Source organism: Myroides sp. LJL115, from assembly GCF_054871665.1.
On the sequence record NZ_JBTXLS010000018.1, the window covers coordinates 30,908 to 52,865 of the forward strand.

The 21,958-nt window shown below is 33.5% G+C and carries 14 protein-coding genes; 9 read left to right on the forward strand and 5 right to left on the reverse strand.

What is annotated here, in order from left to right; all coding sequences use genetic code 11:
- Nucleotides 1–4 precede the first annotated feature (4 nt).
- The gene (locus ACYSNX_RS06365; protein ID WP_461753842.1) at nucleotides 5–3,469 is read left to right on the forward strand and encodes a DEAD/DEAH box helicase; all 3,465 of its coding nucleotides are present in this window, start codon (nucleotides 5–7) and stop codon (nucleotides 3,467–3,469) included.
- 301 nt (nucleotides 3,470–3,770) lie between these two features.
- Here the strand turns inward: ACYSNX_RS06365 and gcvP are convergent, their stop codons facing one another.
- Complete coding sequence (gene gcvP, locus ACYSNX_RS06370) at nucleotides 3,771–6,629, reverse strand: aminomethyl-transferring glycine dehydrogenase (protein WP_461753843.1); 2,859 nt, start codon at nucleotides 6,627–6,629, stop codon at nucleotides 3,771–3,773.
- Between the two features lie 132 nt (nucleotides 6,630–6,761).
- Between gcvP and ACYSNX_RS06375 the strand changes: the two genes are divergently transcribed.
- On the forward strand, nucleotides 6,762–7,586 hold the full coding sequence (locus ACYSNX_RS06375; RefSeq protein WP_461753844.1) for a UbiA prenyltransferase family protein: 825 nt from the start codon (nucleotides 6,762–6,764) through the stop codon (nucleotides 7,584–7,586).
- A gap of 33 nt (nucleotides 7,587–7,619) precedes the next feature.
- On the forward strand, nucleotides 7,620–9,011 hold the full coding sequence (locus ACYSNX_RS06380; RefSeq protein WP_461753845.1) for a leucyl aminopeptidase family protein: 1,392 nt from the start codon (nucleotides 7,620–7,622) through the stop codon (nucleotides 9,009–9,011).
- A 223-nt stretch (nucleotides 9,012–9,234) separates the two neighbouring features.
- Here ACYSNX_RS06380 and ACYSNX_RS06385 read toward each other — a convergent pair whose 3' ends face one another.
- Complete coding sequence (locus tag ACYSNX_RS06385) at nucleotides 9,235–10,143, reverse strand: DMT family transporter (protein ID WP_461753846.1); 909 nt, start codon at nucleotides 10,141–10,143, stop codon at nucleotides 9,235–9,237.
- Between the two features lie 322 nt (nucleotides 10,144–10,465).
- Between ACYSNX_RS06385 and ACYSNX_RS06390 the strand changes: the two genes are divergently transcribed.
- Both ACYSNX_RS06390 and ACYSNX_RS06395 read left to right on the forward strand, forming a co-directional pair.
- Nucleotides 10,466–12,031: a M20/M25/M40 family metallo-hydrolase gene (locus ACYSNX_RS06390; RefSeq protein ID WP_461753847.1), complete on the forward strand. Its 1,566-nt coding sequence runs from the start codon at nucleotides 10,466–10,468 to the stop codon at nucleotides 12,029–12,031.
- A 237-nt stretch (nucleotides 12,032–12,268) separates the two neighbouring features.
- Nucleotides 12,269–13,837 (forward strand): M20/M25/M40 family metallo-hydrolase, encoded by a 1,569-nt coding sequence (locus ACYSNX_RS06395; RefSeq protein WP_461753848.1) that lies wholly within the window; start codon nucleotides 12,269–12,271, stop codon nucleotides 13,835–13,837.
- Between the two features lie 83 nt (nucleotides 13,838–13,920).
- Here ACYSNX_RS06395 and ACYSNX_RS06400 read toward each other — a convergent pair whose 3' ends face one another.
- Nucleotides 13,921–15,948: a M3 family metallopeptidase gene (locus ACYSNX_RS06400; protein WP_461753849.1), complete on the reverse strand. Its 2,028-nt coding sequence runs from the start codon at nucleotides 15,946–15,948 to the stop codon at nucleotides 13,921–13,923.
- Between the two features lie 172 nt (nucleotides 15,949–16,120).
- Between ACYSNX_RS06400 and ACYSNX_RS06405 the strand changes: the two genes are divergently transcribed.
- Complete coding sequence (locus tag ACYSNX_RS06405) at nucleotides 16,121–17,194, forward strand: acyl-CoA dehydrogenase family protein (protein ID WP_461753850.1); 1,074 nt, start codon at nucleotides 16,121–16,123, stop codon at nucleotides 17,192–17,194.
- A gap of 97 nt (nucleotides 17,195–17,291) precedes the next feature.
- On the opposite strand, the gene purE is transcribed toward ACYSNX_RS06405, so the two are convergent.
- Together purE and ACYSNX_RS06415 are read right to left on the reverse strand one after the other, a co-directional pair.
- Nucleotides 17,292–17,774 (reverse strand): 5-(carboxyamino)imidazole ribonucleotide mutase, encoded by a 483-nt coding sequence (gene purE / locus ACYSNX_RS06410; RefSeq protein ID WP_461753851.1) that lies wholly within the window; start codon nucleotides 17,772–17,774, stop codon nucleotides 17,292–17,294.
- Between the two features lie 3 nt (nucleotides 17,775–17,777).
- The gene (locus ACYSNX_RS06415) at nucleotides 17,778–18,932 is read right to left on the reverse strand and encodes a 5-(carboxyamino)imidazole ribonucleotide synthase (RefSeq protein ID WP_461753852.1); all 1,155 of its coding nucleotides are present in this window, start codon (nucleotides 18,930–18,932) and stop codon (nucleotides 17,778–17,780) included.
- A gap of 538 nt (nucleotides 18,933–19,470) precedes the next feature.
- Between ACYSNX_RS06415 and hpt the strand changes: the two genes are divergently transcribed.
- The 3 genes from hpt (at nucleotide 19,471) to obgE (ending at nucleotide 21,685) form a co-directional block, all read left to right on the forward strand.
- The gene (hpt, locus tag ACYSNX_RS06420; RefSeq protein WP_461753853.1) at nucleotides 19,471–20,004 is read left to right on the forward strand and encodes a hypoxanthine phosphoribosyltransferase; all 534 of its coding nucleotides are present in this window, start codon (nucleotides 19,471–19,473) and stop codon (nucleotides 20,002–20,004) included.
- Between the two features lie 33 nt (nucleotides 20,005–20,037).
- The gene (locus ACYSNX_RS06425) at nucleotides 20,038–20,616 is read left to right on the forward strand and encodes an adenylate kinase (protein ID WP_461753854.1); all 579 of its coding nucleotides are present in this window, start codon (nucleotides 20,038–20,040) and stop codon (nucleotides 20,614–20,616) included.
- Nucleotides 20,617–20,683: 67 nt separating this feature from the next.
- Nucleotides 20,684–21,685 carry a GTPase ObgE gene (gene obgE / locus ACYSNX_RS06430; protein ID WP_461753855.1) on the forward strand — a complete coding sequence of 334 codons (1,002 nt, stop codon included), beginning with the start codon at nucleotides 20,684–20,686 and terminating at the stop codon, nucleotides 21,683–21,685.
- Nucleotides 21,686–21,958 lie beyond the last annotated feature (273 nt).

Here is a 21,958-nt window from a genome sequence, read left to right on the forward strand (position 1 = left end):
TTTTATGTTTGGCAAGCCTACAGAAGATTGGTATTTTAATGCGCTTGTAGATATCTACGATAGATATTTACAACAAAATCAAATTAAACAAAGTTATATAGAGCTTTTAGGTTTATTAGAACGCTTCTCCAAGCAAGTTGTGGCTAAAGAAACAATAGTATTTAGTAATTTATTGAGCCGCTTAAACTTTATTATAAATACTTACCAAACCTCTAATGTAATCCATGAATTAAGATTGATTGAAAAAGATATTAAAGGTATTTCGGACTTAGAGTTAGCAGATTACTTTATTACTTATTGGAGTGATGTAGCGCTTTTTATACAACAAGTCTATAGAGTACCCCTGCCATTTATTGTTCAAAATCGGATAGAAAATAATCCTTTAAGATATAGAAAACCTACCATTACTTTTCAAAGTTCTTTGAATCATCTTAAGGTTGTTTTTGATCACAAAAAAGTAGATGTTTTATATTGTTGTGCAATTGAAGGTAGTTCTAAAGATTATTTAGTTGTTCATTTACCCACGGATTCTTTTGGGATCCCCGTTTTTACAACAGATTATTTTTGGCAAGGTGCTTTGTTATATTTAATAGATGTAGGAGTAGATACAAATGGACATTTGCATGCAAAATTAGTAATATTAGAGCCTGACTACTTGATTGATGTTTCCTCTATTGCAGAGTGTTTCCAGGATTATGGACAAAGTGCATTACACTTTTTGAAGAATAAACTTCAGTTGCCTTCCAATACTATGTATCTACTCTTGGGGAACTTTGCCAATCTTGTCATAGATCAGGTTATAGGACAACCCTCCCTAGAAACCGTAATTGGGTTTGAAGAATTATTCCATAAACATTTTCTGAACTATCCTACAGAACATTTATTTTGTGAGGACATTTCTACCTATGACGGATTTATGAACTACCAGGGGTTATGTCAGATGCATTATACTACTATTGTCAAGGTAGTGACCAAAGACTTTAGTTATTACGGCTTAAATAATAGGGAGGCCATTAATTTAGAGCCTTCATTTTTGAGTAATATTTACGGTATACAGGGAAGATTAGATGTTTTGCATCAAAACGACAGCTCTACAGGAAAGAGTGTTATTGTAGAGTTAAAGTCTGGCTCTGTACCGTATCCCGATAAGATGACTAATGTAAAAGAAAACCACAGTAGTCAGTTATATATGTATTTTTTAATGCTTTCTCAAATTAAGGGAATAAGTTTGTCTGAGTTAACTAAAGGCCAAAGTATAGACGGTTTTATTTTTTATAGTAAAGTAAGTAAAGGGAACTTACGTTCTGATCATATTAGCATAAGTAAAATTCAAAGTATATGTCAAATGCGAAATGACATATTAGTCAATGAGCATATTTTGCAAAGTGGTCAGGTAAATAAAATAATTGGCTTAATTAGAAATATCCATGGGGATCATCTAATAAAAAAAAATATAAACACAAAGTTTAAAGCAATTCTTGAGAAGCAATTCGAAGAGCTTACTACCCCAATATTTAAGAGTAGTCCACTAGTGCAAAGTTACTTTTGGAGTTATTTAGGTTTTATTGCAAAAGAGCAGTATTGGAGTAAATGCGCTGGTAGCAAATCAGATGCCTCTATTTCTTTAGCTGGTATGTGGAATAGGACTTTTGAGCAAAAGGTAGATAGTTTTGGTATTATGTATAATTTGAAGATTATACATAATTTGGTAAACACTGCTAAAAAGGCAATCGTATTTGAGATACAAAGTTCATCTGAGTTATCTAGCTTTAGAGTTGGGGATGTTTGTGTTTTGTATCCTTTTGTTGATAAAGGTCACAATCCTACCAACTATCAAATTTTTAAGTGTACTATCGTATCTATTTCTCTCACCCGTGTTGAGGTAGAGTTACGTTTTCAGCAAAATAATCTTCAATATTTTGATAAATACTCTCAGTGGGCCTTGGAGAGAGATTTTATGGATTCTTCTTTTTCAGGTATGTATCAAAATTTATATCGTTTTGTTATTGCTAATGCACAAAAACAAGCCTTATTATTAACAACTAGAAAGCCCTTAAGAGGTAGAAGTTATGGTTATGTAAATAATTATCTATCTATTGAGCAAAATAGAATCTTAAATAATATGTTGTCTTGTGAAGACTATTTTGTTTTAAATGGTCCTCCAGGTACAGGTAAAACTTCTCATATCATAAAAGAATTTGTAAGAGAAGTACACAAAGGGAGTAAAGCCAGTATTTTGGTCTTAGCCTATACTAATCGAGCGGTAGATGAATTAAGTGAAGCAGTATTAGAAGCTTTACAACCAATGGATTTACCCAAAGGGAAGGAGTTTATTCGTCTAGGAAATACTCTGTCTTGTAAAAAGCAATATCAAGATTATTTATTGTCTAGTATTTTGGAGAAGAGCCAAAGAGATAAACATTTAACAAGGGCTGATTTATCTTCTATCATAAAAGAGCAGAGGGTATTTTTGAGTACTGTTTCTAGTATTACCTCAAAGGAAGATTTATTGAAGTTTAAAGCCTTTGATTGGGTACTAATTGATGAGGCTTCACAAATTTTGGAGCCCCAAATAATAGGACTATTAGCCCATTGCAAAAAATTTATTTTAATTGGAGATCACAAACAATTACCAGCAATTGTATTGCAAGATGCTGAGCAAAGTAAAAGTAATAATACCATGTTAGAGGGTATAGGCCTTTTTAATAGACGAAATTCTTTATTTGAAAGGTTATATCATTTTTGTAAGGATAATAGTTTAGATTATGCCTATGATACTTTAACCTTTCAAGGTAGAATGCATCACGAAATTAGTGACTTCCCAAATCGTTTATTTTATGAAGGAAAACTTCAAGTTGCTTATAGTCTACCAAATTTAAGTGCATCAGTAAAAAAGGATCTCTATAGACAAGTCGCTGACTTGCCTTATACCACTAAAGAAAGGCATTGGTGCTCTGTGGCATTAGCAAGGCATAGAGTTCTTTTTATAGATGTACCAATAAAAGAGCAAGATCTAGAAAAAACAGCCCAAGGTGAAGCCGATATGGTTGTTGAGGTAATCCTGCGTTTAATACGTCTGTATAAGGAAAATAATATAGAGTTAGATCTTAGTAAAAAAATAGGAGTGATAGCTCCTTTTAAAAATCAAATAGCATTAATTTATAGAAAACTACAACAAGCCAATGTTGCTAATGCAAATCAAATAACCATAGATACGGTGGAAAGGTTTCAAGGAGGACAGCGTGATATTATTCTATATACTTTTAGCGCTGTAAATAGCCAACAATTAGAAGCTTTAATTAATTTAAATGATTCTTTGGATGTGGATAGAAAGTTGAATGTTGCTTTAACTAGAGCAAAAGAACAATTAATCTTAATAGGTAATGCTAGCATAGTAGAGCAAGACCCTCTCTATGGTAAGCTATTGGAAGATATGAGAAGTAAAGATAGTTTTTATACCGCTTTATAATTGTTGATAACTCTATATTTTTGTTGATAACTATATTTTTGCTTGTGTATAACTCTATTTAAATAGTTAGTAATCTGTGAATAACATTTTAAAGATTTATTTTATTTTTGATCGCACATTTAGTTAATTCGCTGATTTATAACTATTTTGGTTATGTGTTTTGTTGATTTTATTGCGATTTAAAAAAAGAAATCCTATATAAGCCACAATAAGAAGTTATCCACAATAGTGTTGATAACTATAAAAAAACTCGCCTTCCACAAAGTAGAAGGCGAGTCTGTTTTATATAGTAATGATACTACTAGTTCTCAGCATCCATATACACTTCAATCGGTGCACATGAGCAGATTAAGTTTCTATCACCATAAGCGTCATCAATACGTCTTACTGATGGCCAGAATTTATTTCCTGCTACAAATGGTAATGGGAAAGCAGCTTTTTGTCTAGAGTATGGTAAATCCCAGTTATCAGCTGTTAATAATGCCAATGTATGCGGTGAATTTTTTAATTCGTTATTTGGATTTTCTAAAGTTGCTTGTTCGATTTCTTGTCTAATTGAAATCATAGCATCACAGAATCTATCTAACTCTTCTTTACTTTCACTTTCTGTTGGTTCAATCATTAATGTACCAGCAACAGGGAAAGAAACAGTAGGAGCATGGAATCCGTAGTCGATTAAACGCTTAGCGATATCTGTTACTTCAATTCCTTTTTCTTTGAACTCTCTAACGTCTAAGATCATTTCGTGAGCTGCACGTCCTTGCTCTCCTGTGTATAGGATAGAGTAGTGCTCTTCTAAACGAGCTTTTAAGTAGTTAGCATTTAAGATAGCTGTTTGTGTAACTTTCTTAAGCCCTTCTAATCCTAACATTGTGATATAACCGTAAGAAATCAAACAAACTAATGCTGATCCGTAAGGTGCAGCTGAAATAGCAGTGATTCCATTTTTACCACCAACTTTTACTAATGGATTTGTAGGTAAGAACTCTACTAAGTGTTCTGCAACACAAATTGGTCCAACTCCTGGTCCTCCACCTCCATGAGGAATAGCGAAAGTTTTATGTAAGTTTAAGTGACAAACGTCTGCTCCAATGTTAGCAGGGTTAGTGATTGCAACTTGTGCATTCATATTAGCCCCATCCATGTACACTTGTCCACCATTGTCATGGATGATTTGTGTAACTTCTTTAATAGCTGACTCATATACTCCGTGAGTAGATGGGTAAGTTACCATTAAACAAGATAGATTGTCTTTGTGTTGTTCTGCTTTAGCTTTTAAGTCTGCTACATCAATGTTTCCTTCTGGAGTAGTTTTTGTAACAATAACTTTCATACCTGCCATTGCTGCTGAAGCTGGGTTAGTCCCGTGAGCTGAAGCTGGAATCAAAGCAATATTTCTTTGGAAGTCTCCTCTTGAGTGGTGGTAAGCACGAATAGCTAATAAACCAGCATATTCCCCTTGTGCTCCAGAGTTAGGTTGAAGTGTTGTACCAGCAAAACCAGTAATTACACTTAATTTATCCTCTAAATCATGTAGCATTTGTAAATATCCTTGTGCTTGATCAGCAGGTACAAATGGGTGAATATTGTTCCAAGAAGGGCTGCTTAAAGGTAACATTTCTGCCGCTGCATTTAATTTCATTGTACAAGAACCTAATGAAATCATAGAGTGGTTTAATGCTAAGTCTTTACGCTCTAATCTTTTGATATAACGCATTAACTCTGTTTCTGAGTGGTAAGAGTTAAATACATCATGTTGTAAGAATTTAGATGTACGTTTTAATTTAGCAGGTATTTTACTTGTTGCTTCGTCTAATTGTTCAACAATAAAAGCTTCTTTATTTAATGCTTTAGCAAATACAGCGATAATAGCGTTGATGTCTTTTAACTCAACTGTCTCATTTAAAGAAATAGAAAGTGTATTGTCATCAATGTAGTTAAAGTTGATTTTGTTCTCAAGAGCTAATGGCTCGATAGCTTTTCTATCTGCTTTAACTAAAATAGTATCGAAGAAAGAAGGGTTTAATTGCTCAACACCTAATTTTTCTAAGCTATTAGCTAAAGTAACTGCCTTAGCGTGTACTGAGTTTGCAATAAATTCTAGACCTTTTGGTCCGTGGTATACTGCATAGAAACTAGCCATTACAGCTAATAATACTTGAGCAGTACAAATGTTTGAAGTTGCTTTTTCACGTTTAATATGTTGCTCACGTGTTTGTAAAGCCATACGTAATGCAGGGTTACCATCAGCATCTTTACTCATACCGATAATACGTCCTGGCATGCTACGTTTGTATTCCTCTTTAGTTGCAAAGTAAGCAGCATGAGGTCCACCGTATCCAAGTGGAATACCAAAACGTTGTGTAGTACCTACAACAACATCAGCACCCATTTCTCCTGGAGGAGTTAAGCTTACTAAAGAAAGAATATCAGCTGCTACAGCAACTTTAATGTCTTTAGATTTAGCCGTATGGATAAAATCAGCATAATCTGAAACTACACCATGTTTTCCAGGGTATTGTAAGATTGCACCAAAGAAATCTTCACCAAAAGTAAAGTCTTCATGGTCACCTATTACTAATTCAATCTCGAAAGGAGTTGCTCTAGTTTGTAGAACAGATAAAGTTTGTGGTAGTATTTCGTTAGAAACAAAAAACTTATTAACGTTATTCTTCTTTTGATCTCTTGTACGAACGTCAAATAAAAGAATCATTGCCTCAGCTGCAGAAGTAGATTCGTCTAATAAAGAAGCGTTAGCAATTTCCATACCTGTTAATTCAATTACAGTAGTTTGGAAATTTAATAGAGCTTCTAAACGACCTTGTGCAATTTCAGCTTGGTAAGGTGTGTAAGCAGTATACCATCCTGGGTTTTCAAATACGTTGCGTTGAATAGCAGCAGGGACAATCGCTTCATTGTATCCTAAACCAATGAAAGTACGGAAAATCTTATTTTTGTTACCTAATTCCTGAATGAATGATAAATAATCATATTCAGTCATTGCTTTGGCAAGATTTAAATCTTCAGCTAAGCGAATACTCTTAGGAAAGGTTTCGTCAATTAACTGATCTATGTTATTAACCTTTACAGTCTTAAACATTTCTGCCAAGTCCGTATCACGAGGACCAATGTGTCTTAAAGCAAATGCATTTGTTTTCATTTTGGGCAATATAATATAAGTTGTGTTTAAAGTACACAAAAATAGCCATTAATATGACAAAACTAACAATATTACTATTATTTTTGAAAAGTAATTATTAGTTGTTGTCAAAGCGAAATTATTCTTATGAATATGTTAAAAAACAAAATAGTTAGACTATATTTAAATGGAAGTATTCACGTTTCCTTAGCGGTGTTTGCTTTAATTCAAATGACTTTTCATTTTTGTAAACTTCCTTTTGACCCTATTGTATCTTTAATGGGGTTCGCAGGAACCGTGTTTTCTTATAACTTTATTAAGTATAGTGCCTTAGTTTATAACAGAGTAGGGAATTTATCTTTTAATTTAAAGTTCATCTGCTTGTTAAGTATAATTTGTTTTTTGGTTTCAGCAAGTTGCTTTATGATGCTGAATAATAATGCCAAATTAGCAAGTATATTAGTATTCTTAGTGACTTTGTTATATGCTATACCCATACATAGATCTGTATCTAATTTAAGAAATCTTGCAGGGCTTAAAGTGTATATTGTTTGTTTTTCATGGGCAATGATAACTTTGATTATTCCTGTACTTAATGCAAATCATTCTATTGACTTAGATATTGTTATAAAATTTATCCAGCGTTTTATACTTGTTTTAATTCTTATCGGTATATTTGAAATTGTGGATATGTCACATGATTCAAAGCAACTTAAAACTCTCCCACAAACCTTAGGTATCCCACAGACAAAGATTATATTGTCTGCTTTACTTTTACCTTTTTTCGTTTTAGAGTTTTTTAAGGCTAATTTCCAATCTATCCAAGCTTATAATAATATAGTAATACTTCTTGTAACCTTATTCTTTATTTGGAGAGCAAGTCCCAAACGAAGCCAAGTCTACACTTTGTTTTGGGTGGAGAGTATTCCGATTATTTGGTATTTGATAGTAGTGTTAGAATCTGTTGTTGGCATATGAGATAATAGAATGTGAAAAAATAAAATAATAATTATGATTGAAATTTTATCTGCTGTAAAAGCTGATGGGAACATGGTTTTTGTAATGAATAAGGATTTTAAATCTCATCCTAGTATAAATCCAGCCTTAGAGGGCTTTGTACAGGATTTTATTCAAAGTGAAAAGAAGAAGGATTATGCTAAAATAGGAAGTAGTTACTATTTCTTTATCAAAGAAGATTGTGATTTAGAACAAATGCGTTTAGATGGGTTTTTTATTCGTCAAACCCTAGATAAAGACGTAGAGCAAATCAGTATTATTGGACAGGGGGAAGCAACTATCGCTTTAGCAGAAGGTTTAGCCTTATCCAATTATCAGTTCTTAAAGTACTTTAAGGATGCAAAAAGCAAAGAATATGCACTAGATAAAATATATTTAGTAGGTAACTTTAATGACAAACAAATAAAGGATCTAAATAATACTATTTCAGGGGTTTTTTGGGCGCGTGATATGGTAAATGAACCAGTAAGTTTTTTAACTGCAACTCAATTAGCTCACCAAATTAAGGCTTTAGAAAAATCAAAAGGTTTAAAAATTAATGTGCTAGATAAGGAGGCTTTAGAAGAATTGAAAATGGGGGGCTTATTAGCTGTGAATAAAGGATCTGTTGAACAACCTACTTTTACTATTATGGAATATAAGCCAGAGAATCCAATCAATAAGGAGCCAGTTGTTTTGGTAGGTAAGGGAGTTGTATACGATACAGGAGGCCTTAGTTTAAAGCCTACACAAGGCTCAATGGATAGCATGAAAAGTGATATGGGAGGTGCTGCTTGTGTGGCTGGTGCAATTTATGTTGCAGCTTTAAATCAACTAGGTGTACATGTAATTGGTTTAATTCCAGCAACTGATAATCGTCCAGGTGGAGATGCTTATGCCCCTGGGGATGTTATTAAAATGTATGATGGTACGACTGTTGAGGTTTTAAATACAGATGCAGAGGGTAGAATGATTTTAGCCGATGCTATTGCTTATGCTAATCAATACCAGCCTAGAGTAATTATAGATGCAGCGACTCTAACAGGTGCAGCTCTAGTTGTAGCAGGAGACCTAGCTTCTTGTATTATGGGGAATGATAAACAAATTATAGGTGAGTTAGTTAATTCTGGGTTTAAGGTTCATGAGCGTTTATGTGAACTTCCTTTTTGGGATGACTACAAAGACTTATTGAAGAGTAATGTAGCAGATATGAAAAATATAGGGGGAAGATACGCAGGAAGTATAACTGCAGGTAAATTCTTAGAACACTTTGCTGAATTTCCTTATGTACATATTGATATAGCAGGGCCAGCTTGGATGGACTCTCCTAGAGATTACAAGGGAGTAGGAGGAACTGGAAGTGGAGTGAGAACACTAGTGAACTTTTTGGCTAATTACCAGGGTTAAGAAAATCAATAAAACAAAAAGGGGTTGTCTCACAATTGAAGACAGCCCCTTTTTTACTTAATAAATATCGTGCTTTACTTAGTATAATTTAATTATTTAATCTGAAATATAAATCATACCTAATAATTTACTCCTGAATGACAGTTAGGTAACCTTTATGAGATAGCCCCTTTTTCTATTTTCATTATTTTGTAGCTGAGCTAACAAAGTAGGTATTTTGTGTTTATTGGGGTTGGTTAGTCTTGCTATTCCATAATATAACCAAAGTTACAGCTACAAGAACTAGTACTAGGCCTAATGCACTATAAAGGCTGAAGTATTCGTGGAAGAATATACTTCCAACTACAACAGCAACTAAAGGTTCCATCGAACCAAGTATGGAAGTAATAGTACTTCCAGCATATTTAACAGCTAGTACTAAACATATATCTGAGATAAAAGTTGCGAAGAAGCCTAATAATAAAAGATTAATCCAATCACTAGCTAGATAAATAGGTTGAATTCCTGTAGTTAGTAAAGCGTAGAAAAAGAAAATTAGTCCTCCAGTGGAAAGTACATAGAATGTCAGCATTTCAAAGGGTAGAGTAGCTATCCTTGATTTATTCAATCCAACAATGTAAAGGCCATAAGTGAAAATGGTAATAGCTGATAATCCTAGTCCTTTAAGTAAAGCCGGTGAGCTTTGTCCATTAATACACATAAGGGCTACACCAATAAGGGAAAGAATACTTGCTAGTAGCAGTACAGGGGATTTCTTTTCTTTGAAAAACAAGATCATAACTGCACTCACAAATAAAGGATATAAGAAATGCAGAGTAGTAGAAAGTCCACTTGCTATATATTCATAAGAGTCTACTAGATATTTTGCCGTAGCAGCATAAAGTAATGCTAAAAATAAAATAGTTAGTAAATCTTTTGGTTGGATTTTCAAGCTTATCTTTTTATAGGCACAAACTGCACCCATGGTTATACTAGAGAAGAAAAAGCGATAAAATAAAATGGTAGGAACACCTATAGTTACCATATCCTTTGGACGCAATTCTTCTACCATTAAAGGAAGGCAGAAAAGAGGTACTAAACCAAACGTGCCAGAGGAAATTAAAGCGTAAATAATTCCTTTAAGATTTTTCATTATTGTTTAAAGTATTTTTTTGCAAATATAAACCAAGATTTTCGTTTGTTACTAGTACATATAAGACTAGTGAGAAAACTGTTATGTTAAAAGAATAATTTTGTTTGTTTTATTTAACGGTTTCTTCTGTTTAAATTTATTTTAAGTTATTATTTTACTTTACTTTAATTAAAATTATTACCGAAATAGTTTTATTACCTGTTAATAGTTGTGTTTTGTTTAAATAGTATGGAGTTGTATTTTTTAATAATGTTAAAAAATACATTGGTCTTTTCTACATTTATATGTACTTTTCCCTTTTTAAAACTATAAATTAACCATTATGAAATTTAAGATTTGTTGGACTAACATGGCTACTAAAGGAATAATAGGAGTCGCACTATTGTTTAGCACATGGTCTAATGCACAGGGATCTGACCCAATTATTGAGGCAATTGTAAAAGAAGCTAGTGAGAATTCTCACCTAGAACAATATGCCTTTGAGTTAATAGATGTAATTGGACCAAGACTTGTAGGTACTCCTCAAATGATGCAAGCCCATAATTGGGTAGTAGATCAATATCAGGATTTAGGATTACAAGCGCGCAATGAGCAGTATGGAACATGGAAAGGCTGGGAAAGAGGTACATCAAATGTTACCATGCTTTCACCAAGGATAAAATCTTTAGAAGCTACCCAATTGGCTTGGAGTCCATCAACTGCTAAAAATGGTGTTAGTGGGGAAGTAGTAATTTTAAAGGATGTAGACAACCCAGAGCAATTTGCTCAATGGTTAAAGACCATCAAAGGAAAGTTTATAATGATTTCTCTATCTCATGAATCAGGTCGCCCTGATCACCAATGGAAAGAATATGCAACTAAGGAGTCTTATCAAAAGATGCAAGAAACCAAAAAACAAACTATTGAAGATTGGAATAAGCGCATAGAAAAGACTGGTTATACTAGTAGAGAATTACCTCTTGTTTTAGAGCAAGCTGGAGCAGCAGGAATTGTAATGTCTTATTGGACTGGAACAATGGGAGCCAATAGAATTTTCTCTTCTATAAGTGAGAAAATACCAACAATTGATATTTCAAATGAAGATTATGGTTTATTGTATCGTTTAGCTCAAAATGGTAAAGCACCTACAATCAATGTTAACGTACAAAGTAAAGATTTAGGAGAAGTTCCTACCTTTAATTCTATCGCTGAATTTAAAGGAAGTAAGTATCCAGATCAGTATGTAGTTTTATCTGCTCACTTAGATAGCTGGGATGGAGGAACAGGGGCAACCGATAATGGTACAGGAGTTATCACTATGATGGAGGTAGTTAGGATATTGAAAAAAGTATTGCCTAATCCTAAACGAACTATTTTAGTTGGAAATTGGGGGAGTGAAGAACAAGGTCTGAATGGTTCTCGAGCTTTTGTAGAGGATAATAAAGATATTCTTCCTAATATTCAAGTACTCTTAAACCAAGATGCAGGAACAGGTAGAATTGATTATTTACCAGGAGAAGGATTTTTACATTCTTACGCCTTTATTTCCGATTGGTTATCAGGGGTGCCACAAGAGCATAAACAAGCTTTACAAACTAATTTCCCTGCAGCTCCTTCTGAAGGAGGATCCGATCATGCAGCATTTGTTAGCGAAGATGTTCCAGCTTTCTTTTTAAACTCGACAGAATGGGGATACTCTGATTACACATGGCACACTAATAGAGATACCTATGATAAGATTGTGTTTGATGATGTAAAAAGTAATGCCATTTTAATTGCAATTATGGCCTATAAAGCAAGTGAGCAAGAAGAGCAAACCTCCAGAGAGAAAATTGAGCTTCCTACCGATGCACAAGGTAATAAAAAGGCTTGGCCTACCAGTAAAGGGCCTAAAAGAGCCTTTAAATAGTATAAAACCTATCCAATATTAGGATAATTTTTTTCACATAAAATTATCTTAAATAACAATATAGTATACGGCTATAATACAGTTGTTAGTAGTGTATAGTTTGTTTTTATGTGTTTTTTATGATTAAAATTTAATTAATTATTTATTTTATTGTGAAGTTGTTTTTTTATTTATTTGTAAGTGAAAGAGTATTTGTTTAATTTCCGCCTCGCAAACTAAACCTTAAACTATTAAAATATGAAAATTAACGTAGAGTTAAGTACACAAATTCGTAAAAGCGTACTAGCTGTAGCACTTTTATGTGGATCGGTTGTCCTAGCACAAAATACCAATCCAGTTATAGATGCTATTATTAAAGAAGGAACAGAAAATTCCCATTTAAAAGAATATTCTTTTGAACTTTTAGATGTTATTGGGCCTCGTTTAGTAGGTACTCCAGAGATGATGCAAGCACATAACTGGGTAATTGATAAATATAATGACCTAGGGATCGATGCTCGTAATGAAGAGTATGGTACTTGGAAAGGTTGGGAAAGAGGAACCTCAGAAATAACTATGTTAACTCCTAGAGTGCATTCTATTGAAGGAATGCAGCTTGCATGGAGTCCTGCGAGTAAGAAAAATGGTGTTGAAGCAGAAGTAGTAATTCTAGAAGACTTTCAAAATAAAGCAGAATTCGAAGCTTGGTTAAAAACAATCAAGGGGAAAATCGTCATGATATCTATGCACCAAAAAACTGGAAGACCAGATCATCAGTGGAAAGAATATGCTACACCAGAGTCTTATCAAAAGATGGTAGATCAAAAGAAAGAAGATACTAAGAACTGGTCTAATCGTATTAAGAATACAGGGTATACTGCAAAGACTCTTCCTCGTGCATTAGAAGAGGCAGGAGCTGTTGGAATTGTAACTTCTAACTGGAGTGGAGTAGTTGGAGCTAATAAAGTTTTTGCTGCTCATACAGATAAAATTCCGGCAGTAGATATCGCTTTAGAAGACTACGGTTTACTATACCGTTTAGTTGAGAATGGTAAAAAGCCTACTATTAAGATCAATACAAAGAGTAAAGATCTTGGTACAGTAGCTACGTATAATACAATTGCTGAATTCCCAGGGAATGAGAAGAAGGATGAATATGTAGTTTTATCTGCTCACTTAGATAGCTGGGATGGTGGAACCGGAGCAACCGATAATGGTACAGGAGTTATTACCATGATGGAGGCAATGCGTATTTTAAAGAAAGTATTACCAAATCCAAAGAGAACAATATTAGTTGGTAACTGGGGTAGTGAGGAACAAGGGCTAAATGGCTCTAGAGCTTTTGTAGCTGATCACCCAGAATTACACGATAAGATTCAAGTAGTTTTTAACCAAGATAATGGTACAGGTCGTATAGCTAACATATCAGGTCGTGGTTTTTTACATTCTTATGAGTTTTTAGGAGATTGGTTATCTAATGTTCCTAGCGAGTATAAAAAGGATTTACAAACAGATTTTCCAGGAAGCGCTATAGGTGGTAGCTCGGATCATATCTCTTTTGTAAGTAAAGATATTCCTGCTTTTATGTTAAGTTCATTAGGTTGGGGGTATGGAAACTATACATGGCATACTAATCGCGATACTGCAGATAAGCTAGTGTATGATGACCTTCAAAATAATGCTATTCTAATTGCAATCTTAGTTTATATGGCTAGTGAGCAAGAAGATAAAGTAAACAATGAAAGAGCAGTTTTACCTTTATTAAAAGATGGAACTCGTTTACAGTGGCCAGAGAGTAAAGGGCCAAAGCGTACTTTCGACTATTAATTTATTAAGGCTTTTATAAAAAGTATATATAAATGTGTTGTAAAAAAAACAGCTTGTAGACTTATACAAGCTGTTTTTTTTTATTAAAGTAAATTAGCTCTTTTTAGTAAAGGATCTACCTTAGGTTCTTTCCCACGGAAATCAATATATAAGTCCATTGGATGTTTTGTTCCTCCTTGAGATAAGATGTTTTCTTTGAATTTAGTAGCCACTTCTTTATTAAAGATACCTTTTTCTTGGAAGTATGCAAATGCATCTGCATCTAAAACCTCTGCCCACTTATAACTGTAGTAGCCTGAAGAATATCCTCCTTGGAAAATATGAGAAAAGGAAGTACTCATTGCATTTTGCTCTACATCTGGAAATAATGCAGTAGATTGGAATTGTTGTACTTCAAAATCTTTAATACTTTCAATTTTACTTGGATCTTGGCTATGGTATCCCATATCTAGAAGACCAAAGCTTATTTGGCGTATAGTTGCCATTCCTTGTTGAAAAGAAGCACTTTGTTTGATTTTTTCGATTAATTCCATTGGAATTACTTCTTTGGTTTGATAGTGCTTAGCAAACAGTTCTAAAGCTTCTTTTTCATAACACCAGTTTTCAAAAATCTGACTAGGAAGCTCTACAAAATCCCAATAAACATTTGTTCCAGACAAGCTTGGATAAGTTGTGTTGGCTAACATACCGTGTAGGGCATGACCAAATTCATGGAATAGAGTTGTCACTTCATTGAAAGTTAAAAGCGAAGGTTTTGTTTGAGTAGGTTTAGTAAAATTACATACTATAGAGATATGTGGTCGATTATTTTGGTTGTTTAAAATATATTGACTCTTAAAACTAGTCATCCAAGCCCCATTTCTTTTACCTTTTCTAGGAAAAAAGTCTGTGTATAGAAGACTGATATAGTTATTATCTGAGTCGAAAACTTGGTAAACATCTACTTGCTCATGATAAGTGTCGATGTCTTTTGCCAATTCAAATTTTAACCCAAAAAGTTTATTTGCTACAGCGAAAGCCCCTTGTAATACATTCTCTAAAGAGAAGTAAGGCTTTAAAATTTCATCATCTAAATTAAAGCGCTTTTGCTTTAGTTTTTCTGAGTAATAAGCTGTGTCCCATTTTTGTAGGGTGTCAATTTGATCTAATTCTTTAGCAAATTGAGTTAATTCTTCTACTTCCTTTAATGCTGCTGGCTTAGCTTTTACTAATAGGTCATTTAAAAAGTTCAATACTTTTGTCGGATTTTGAGCCATTCTTTGCTCTAAAACGAAATCTGCATGCGTAGGATAACCAAGTAGGTTAGCTCTTTGATGACGTAAGTTGACTAACTTAATAACATTTTCTTGATTGTCATGTGCATTATTTTGAAATCCTTTCGCTCCTTGGGCTATGGCTAATTCTTTTCGTAGTTCACGGTTGTCCGCATAGGTCATAAAAGGGATATAGCTAGGATAGTCAAGAGTAAAGACCCATCCTTGTTTACCTAAGTCTGAGGCGGTTATTTTTGCCTGTTCAATCTCTGTAGCTGGTAAACCACTTAAGTCTTTTTCATCAGTGATATGCAGATGATAGTTATTTGTTTCAGCAAGTACATTTTGACCAAAGTCTAAAGAAGTAGTTGCTAAATCTGTATCGATTTTTCTTAAGGTCTCTTTTTCTTGATCATTTAGCAGTGCACCATTACGAACAAAGTCTTGATAATTCTTATTCAATAAAGTTTCCTGCTCCTGTGTAAGAGTTAAACTATCCTTTTGCTCATAAACCGTTTTTATCCTTTTAAATAGATCTTCATTTAATGTAATATCATTGCTGAATTGTGTTAATAGCGGAGCTATTTCCTGGGCAATTTCTTGCATTTGGTCATTAGTTTCAGCAGAGTTGAGGTTAAAGAATAAATTAGAAAGTACCTCTAGATGCATCCCTGTGAAAGCAAGAGCTTGTATGGTATTCTCAAAAGTTGGCTGTTCTTTATTCTCTATAATTTGATTGACTTCTAATTTTGCTTGTGTAATAGCATTGGTAAAAGCTTCTTTGTAATCTTGTGTTTTTATCTCACTAAAAGGAATGCTTTCCAATTTAGTTTGAAAAGGTTTATTTAAAATTGACATGTTTTTAAAAAAATTAAATAGGTAATAGTATAAAAGTAAGGATTTTTATAGAAGTAAGCTGTTAAAGGATTGGGAATATTTCTTGTTTTATAGCCAAAGGAGAATTGCTCAGAAGGTGTTTTTTTGTTTTGTGCAAAAGCTATAATTTTGGTGTACATAAAAACATTAAATTATGTCTATTATAAGTCAAGAGGACCAAAGTCTTTTAAGAGAGCAAATTCTATTAGCTAATAACCAAGGTAGCTTAACCAAGGTACAGTTAGATATCTTATTTAAGCACAATTTATTTAACATGTTTGTGCCAAAGCAGTATAACGGCTTAGAGTTAGATTTTATAAAGGCTTTAGAGATCCAAGAATCCCTAGCTTATATTGATGGTAGTTTAGGATGGACTACTACTTTATGTAGTGGTGCTAATATGTTTGCGGGTTACTTGCAACCAGCGGTATGTGAGGATATTTTTTCAAATCCTAAGGTTTGTTTCGGGGGAAGTGGCAAAGTAGGAGGTATAGCCCAGAAAATAGGAGAAAAATATATTGTAAATGGTCAATGGAATATTGTAACAGGCTTGGAGCACTCCACTATCTTTACTGCTAACTGCCAAATTATTCAAGATGGTATAGTTTTGAAGAATCCTGATGGGAGTGATTTATACCGCTCTTTTTATTTTTTTAAAGATGAAATAACCATTCATAGAAATTGGGATATGATTGGATTAAAGGCTACAGGTAGCCATGGTTTTAGTGTTAAAGATGTTCAAGTAGGGGAAAACCGAGTGTTTAGTATTGTAAAACAGGCTAGTTTTAATACAAATGCTATTTATCGTTTTCCGTTTTTTAGTTTTGCACGTTTTACTTTAGCTGTGAATCATTTGGGTATGCAACAAAATTTTTTAGAACAAGCAAAGAAATACTTTTTAGAACTGCCTTCTAATCCTTATTTAGAATTGCATTTGTCTGTTGTGGATACGATAGAGTCTAGTGTGAAACAACATAGAGAAGCATTTTATTCTCTTGCTCGTGTAATTTGGGATAAGGTGCAAGATGATATTAGTTTTACTAAAGAAGATCAAGTTAAAATTAATACTTTATGTAAAGATCTTGTCTATGAAGGTAGGAATAGTTTAAGCCAAGTTCTCCCTTATTTAGGACTAGAATTATGTAGACGTGACTCCCGTCTTCAACTTATCTATAGTGACTTAATTACCGCTTGTCAGCATAGCTTATTTATAAGAGATCAATGTTAGGTATAAATAAAATAAGCTCGACTAATAGCCGAGCTTATTTTATTTAAAAATCAGTAATCTTCTTTTGTAAGTGAGAGGATTTACTGCAAGAAAATAATTATTGTTTTAGGTCTTGAGCTGCTTTTAATACTGCTTGTTTTAGAACTTCTTTATATGCTATCATTTTGTCTAATAATTCTTGGTTTTGACTAGCAAGAATTTGTAAAGCCAAAAGACCTGCATTTTTAGCTCCATTTAAAGCTACAGTTGCTACAGGAACTCCTCCAGGCATTTGTAAGATAGATAAAACACTATCCCAACCATCTATAGAGTTGCTTGATTTTACAGGTACTCCAATAACTGGTAGTGGGCTCATAGAAGCTACCATTCCTGGAAGATGAGCTGCTCCACCTGCTCCAGCAATAATAACATTGATCTGGTTTTTATGTGCATTGGTAGAAAAGTCAACTAGTTTTTCTGGAGTTCTGTGTGCAGATACAATATCAACTTCTACATCAACACCAAATTCTTTGATAATATCAATGGCATCTTTCATGACTGGCATGTCAGAAATACTACCCATTACAACGGCTATTTTCATAGTTTATTTACTTATAACTTGGATTGTTTGTTTTACTTTTTGTGCAATTTCTCTTGCGCTTTGCATATCTTGGTTAACGATAGTAACATGCCCCATTTTTCTAAATGGACGTGTATCTCTTTTTCCATATATATGTGGAGTTACACCTGGAATACTTAATATTTCTTCCATTCCTTTATAGTGAACTTGGCCAGTATAGCCTTCTGCTCCAGCTAGATTAACCATAATACCAGCTAACTTGCTTTCTGAGCTACCTAAAGGTAAATCCAAAATTGCACGTATGTGTTGTTCGAACTGAGAAGTAAAGCTAGCCTCTATGCTGTAATGTCCAGAGTTGTGTGGTCTTGGTGCTACTTCATTAACTAAGATATCATCTTGGTTAGTTTGAAACATTTCTACAGCTAATAATCCAACATGATCAAAACATTGAGAAGCTTTTAAAGCTACTTGAATGGCTTTTTCTGCAACTTCTTTATCTATTCTAGCAGGACATATAACATACTCGACTTGATTTGCTTCAGGGTGGAATTCCATTTCTACTACAGGGTAAGTAGTCACTTGTCCACTAGCACTTCTAGCTACAATTACAGCTAATTCATTCTTAAAAGGAATCATATTCTCTGCAATGCATTCTCCATCAGCAAGAGTGTTTAAGTCCTCTATACTGCGTACCACTTTTACGCCATTGCCATCATATCCAAATTGGGCAGCTTTCCAAACAAAAGGAAGGGCTATTTGCTTGTCTAAAATACTCTTTTTTAGTGCTTCAAGATTTTCAAAGCGCGTAAAAAGAGCTGTTGGAATCTGATTCTCAATATAGAATGCTTTCTGTTTTGCTTTGTTTTGAATTAAACGAAGTGTTTTTGCTGAAGGATATACTTTAACTCCTTCTGCCTCTAGTTTTTCTAAAGCATCTAAGTTTACATTTTCAATTTCAATAGTAAGTACATCTACTTGTTTTCCAAAGTCATATACCGTTTTGAAATCCATTAAATCTCCTTGCTCAAACTTAGTTGCACCAAACTGTGCAGGTGCATCTTTGCTAGGATCTAAGATATAAGTTGCTATATCAAATTTGCGGGTTTCACTAAGTAGCATTTTACCTAATTGACCCCCACCTAATATTCCTAAACGGAAATCAGAGGAAAAGTAATTCATTGTGTCGTTGTATAGTTATGTTGCAAAGATACTTCAAAAAAGTAAAAAAATATAGCAATGTTACAATACCTTCTAAAGCTTAATATAATTTTTAGTTTGATTTTTAATTTGTTAATTTTAAAAGGAATGTTTAGGAAGTCTTAGATTTGTTGGAACTTATTCCACAAAGGTAGGTTGGTGATAGATAACATTACTAATAAAAAGTTAAATAATCTTTTTAATCTATTGAAAAATAAACTATATTTGAAATAATAGCGGTTGCGTATCTCTTAGCATTAGCAGGGTGGATTCCTGCAACTGATACTTTATCTATCCTGACTTTTTTACTGATTTTCCCTTCTTAGAGATAGATAAGAATACAGGATGTAAATAGATAGATTAGCTTTTGAGGAGTTGAGGTGTTTTTATGGGTTGTCTTTGTAATCTAAGTGCATAGAAACCCTATCCTACTTAGTGTGGGAAATCAAATCCTTTAGGTGAAAAGTAATAAAAAAACTCTTTCTTTTTGTATATTTGCACTTTATCAAATTACAAAACAATGGAAATACAAGTTTTAGACAAGAAATTTGTACCCTTTATTTCAGAGGAACAGATTCAAACAAGGTTAAAGGAATTAGCTAGTGAAATAGAAGAGGATTTACAAGGAGAAGTGCCTGTATTCATTGGAGTGTTAAACGGATCTTTTATGGTGCTTTCAGATTTAGTAAAGCATTATAAAGGAGCATGTGAGATAAGTTTCGTGAAAATGGCTTCCTATATAGGAACACAGAGTACGAATCAAGTGAATCAATTATTAGGATTAGATATCGATGTAACAGATCGCGTAGTAATAATTATTGAAGATATAGTTGATACTGGAAATACAATAGTGGCTTTAAAAAAGCTGTTTGATCAACAAAGAACTAAAGAAGTGAAAATTGCTACGTTATGCTTAAAACCTGAAGCTTATGATAAAGACATAGTTTTAGATTATGTAGCATTTGAAATTGAGAATAAGTTCATCGTAGGATATGGAATGGATTATGATAAACACGGACGTAATTTAGCGGAGATTTATCAGATAAAAGAATAATTTAACAATACACTAAAAGGTAAACAATACAAAATGATTGCAATAGTTTTATTTGGAAAACCAGGTGCTGGTAAAGGTACACAAGCAGAATTTCTTAAAGAAAGATATAACCTGACTCATATATCAACAGGAGATGTTTTTCGTTACAATTTGAAAAATGCTACAGAATTAGGTAATAAAGCAAAAGCTTTTATTGATAAAGGAGAATTAGTTCCAGATTCAATTACAATTGATATGCTAGCAGATGAAGTTGCTAAGAATATGGATAAAGCTGGTTTTTTATTTGATGGTTTCCCAAGAACTATTACGCAAGCTGAAGCTTTAGAAGAATTACTAAAACAAAAAAACATTCGTTTTGTTGGTACTGTTGGTATCGATGCAGATGATGAGGTTTTAGTAGAAAGAATTCTAGAAAGAGGAAAAACAAGTGGTCGTAGCGATGATCAAGATGCGGAGAAAATCAGAAACCGTTATCAAGAATATAATGAGAAGACAGCTCCTTTAATTGATTTTTATACTAAAGAAAATAAGTATAATGCAATTAATGGTATTGGAGAAATCCATGAAGTAACAGAAAGATTAAATAATGTTATCGATAACATTATAAAGTAAGTTTTATACTAAAGGTTATTCAAAGTCCTGTTTATATAGCAAGACAAGTGGAAAAAAAACATCGATTATGACTGAAGGGAATTTTGTAGATTACGTAAAGATATATGTAGCCTCTGGTAAAGGTGGTCGAGGATCCACGCATTTACACCGTGAAAAATTTATTGAAAAAGGTGGACCTGATGGAGGTGATGGTGGACGTGGAGGACATGTTTACATTGTCGGAAATGAAGGCCTATGGACACTTTATCATTTAAAGTTTGCTAGACACATCAAAGCTGAACACGGTGGAGATGGAGGGAGTTCTCGTAGTACTGGTGCAGACGGTGCAGATCGTTATATTGAGGTTCCATTAGGAACAGTAGTGAAAGATAAAGAAACTGGTGAAGTACTTTTCGAAATTACTAAAAATGGCGAAAAGAGAATCGTAGCAGAAGGTGGTAAAGGAGGATTAGGAAACTGGCACTTTAGAAGTTCAACTAACCAAACTCCACGTTATGCTCAACCAGGTATTCCTGCCCAAGAGTTAGATATTGTTTTAGAATTGAAAGTTCTTGCAGATGTAGGTTTAGTTGGATTTCCAAATGCTGGAAAATCGACTCTATTATCTGTTTTAACTTCAGCAAAGCCTAAAATTGCTGATTATCCGTTTACCACTTTAAAACCAAACTTAGGAATCGTAGCCTATAGAGACTTCCAATCTTTTGTGATGGCGGATATTCCAGGTATTATTGAAGGGGCAGCCGAAGGTAAAGGTCTTGGACATTATTTCTTAAGACATATTGAAAGAAACTCAACTTTATTATTTATGGTTCCAGCCGATGCAGAAGATATCGTAAAGGAATATGAGATTTTATTAGATGAGTTAAGAAGATATAATCCGGAGATGTTAGACAAAGATCGTTTAATTGCTATTACTAAGTGTGATATGTTAGATGAAGAATTAATGGAGGAATTGACTCCACAATTAAATGAAGGGTTTAAAGACACTCCTTATCTTTTTATTTCTGCAGTAGCAAATAAAGGATTAGTAGAGCTGAAAGATAAACTTTGGCAAATGCTAACAAAATAATATTAGCTAGAAGCTATTAAAAGGGGCTGTCTCAAATGAGATAGCCCCTTTTTTGTGCTTTTAAGTAAAAAACACCATTATAATTATTTGAATTACAATCTAATATACTTAAATTAGTATAAGTAATTCAAGTAAATATGGCAAAGCAAGCACCACGTTATAGACTTTACGATCAGAATCAAATGAGTTTGATTCCTCATTCTTTGGAAGATTTCATTCCTGCCTTGCATCCAGTACGCATTGTAAATAAGGTTATCGATGAATTGGACTTAA

Excerpts from the sequence above, each read along its gene's own strand:
- ACYSNX_RS06400 (WP_461753849.1), bottom strand. The coding sequence starts at position 15,948 with ATGTCAATTTTAAATAAACCTTTTCAAACTAAATTGGAAAGCATTCCT.
- hpt (WP_461753853.1), top strand. The coding sequence starts at position 19,471 with ATGGAAATACAAGTTTTAGACAAGAAATTTGTACCCTTTATTTCAGAG.
- ACYSNX_RS06385 (WP_461753846.1), bottom strand. The coding sequence starts at position 10,143 with ATGAAAAATCTTAAAGGAATTATTTACGCTTTAATTTCCTCTGGCACG.
- ACYSNX_RS06425 (WP_461753854.1), top strand. The coding sequence starts at position 20,038 with ATGATTGCAATAGTTTTATTTGGAAAACCAGGTGCTGGTAAAGGTACA.
- ACYSNX_RS06365 (WP_461753842.1), top strand. The coding sequence starts at position 5 with ATGTTTGGCAAGCCTACAGAAGATTGGTATTTTAATGCGCTTGTAGAT.
- ACYSNX_RS06405 (WP_461753850.1), top strand. The coding sequence starts at position 16,121 with ATGTCTATTATAAGTCAAGAGGACCAAAGTCTTTTAAGAGAGCAAATT.
- obgE (WP_461753855.1), top strand. The coding sequence starts at position 20,684 with ATGACTGAAGGGAATTTTGTAGATTACGTAAAGATATATGTAGCCTCT.
- ACYSNX_RS06395 (WP_461753848.1), top strand. The coding sequence starts at position 12,269 with ATGAAAATTAACGTAGAGTTAAGTACACAAATTCGTAAAAGCGTACTA.
- ACYSNX_RS06415 (WP_461753852.1), bottom strand. The coding sequence starts at position 18,932 with ATGAATTACTTTTCCTCTGATTTCCGTTTAGGAATATTAGGTGGGGGT.
- purE (WP_461753851.1), bottom strand. The coding sequence starts at position 17,774 with ATGAAAATAGCCGTTGTAATGGGTAGTATTTCTGACATGCCAGTCATG.
- gcvP (WP_461753843.1), bottom strand. The coding sequence starts at position 6,629 with ATGAAAACAAATGCATTTGCTTTAAGACACATTGGTCCTCGTGATACG.
- ACYSNX_RS06390 (WP_461753847.1), top strand. The coding sequence starts at position 10,466 with ATGAAATTTAAGATTTGTTGGACTAACATGGCTACTAAAGGAATAATA.
- ACYSNX_RS06375 (WP_461753844.1), top strand. The coding sequence starts at position 6,762 with ATGTTAAAAAACAAAATAGTTAGACTATATTTAAATGGAAGTATTCAC.
- ACYSNX_RS06380 (WP_461753845.1), top strand. The coding sequence starts at position 7,620 with ATGATTGAAATTTTATCTGCTGTAAAAGCTGATGGGAACATGGTTTTT.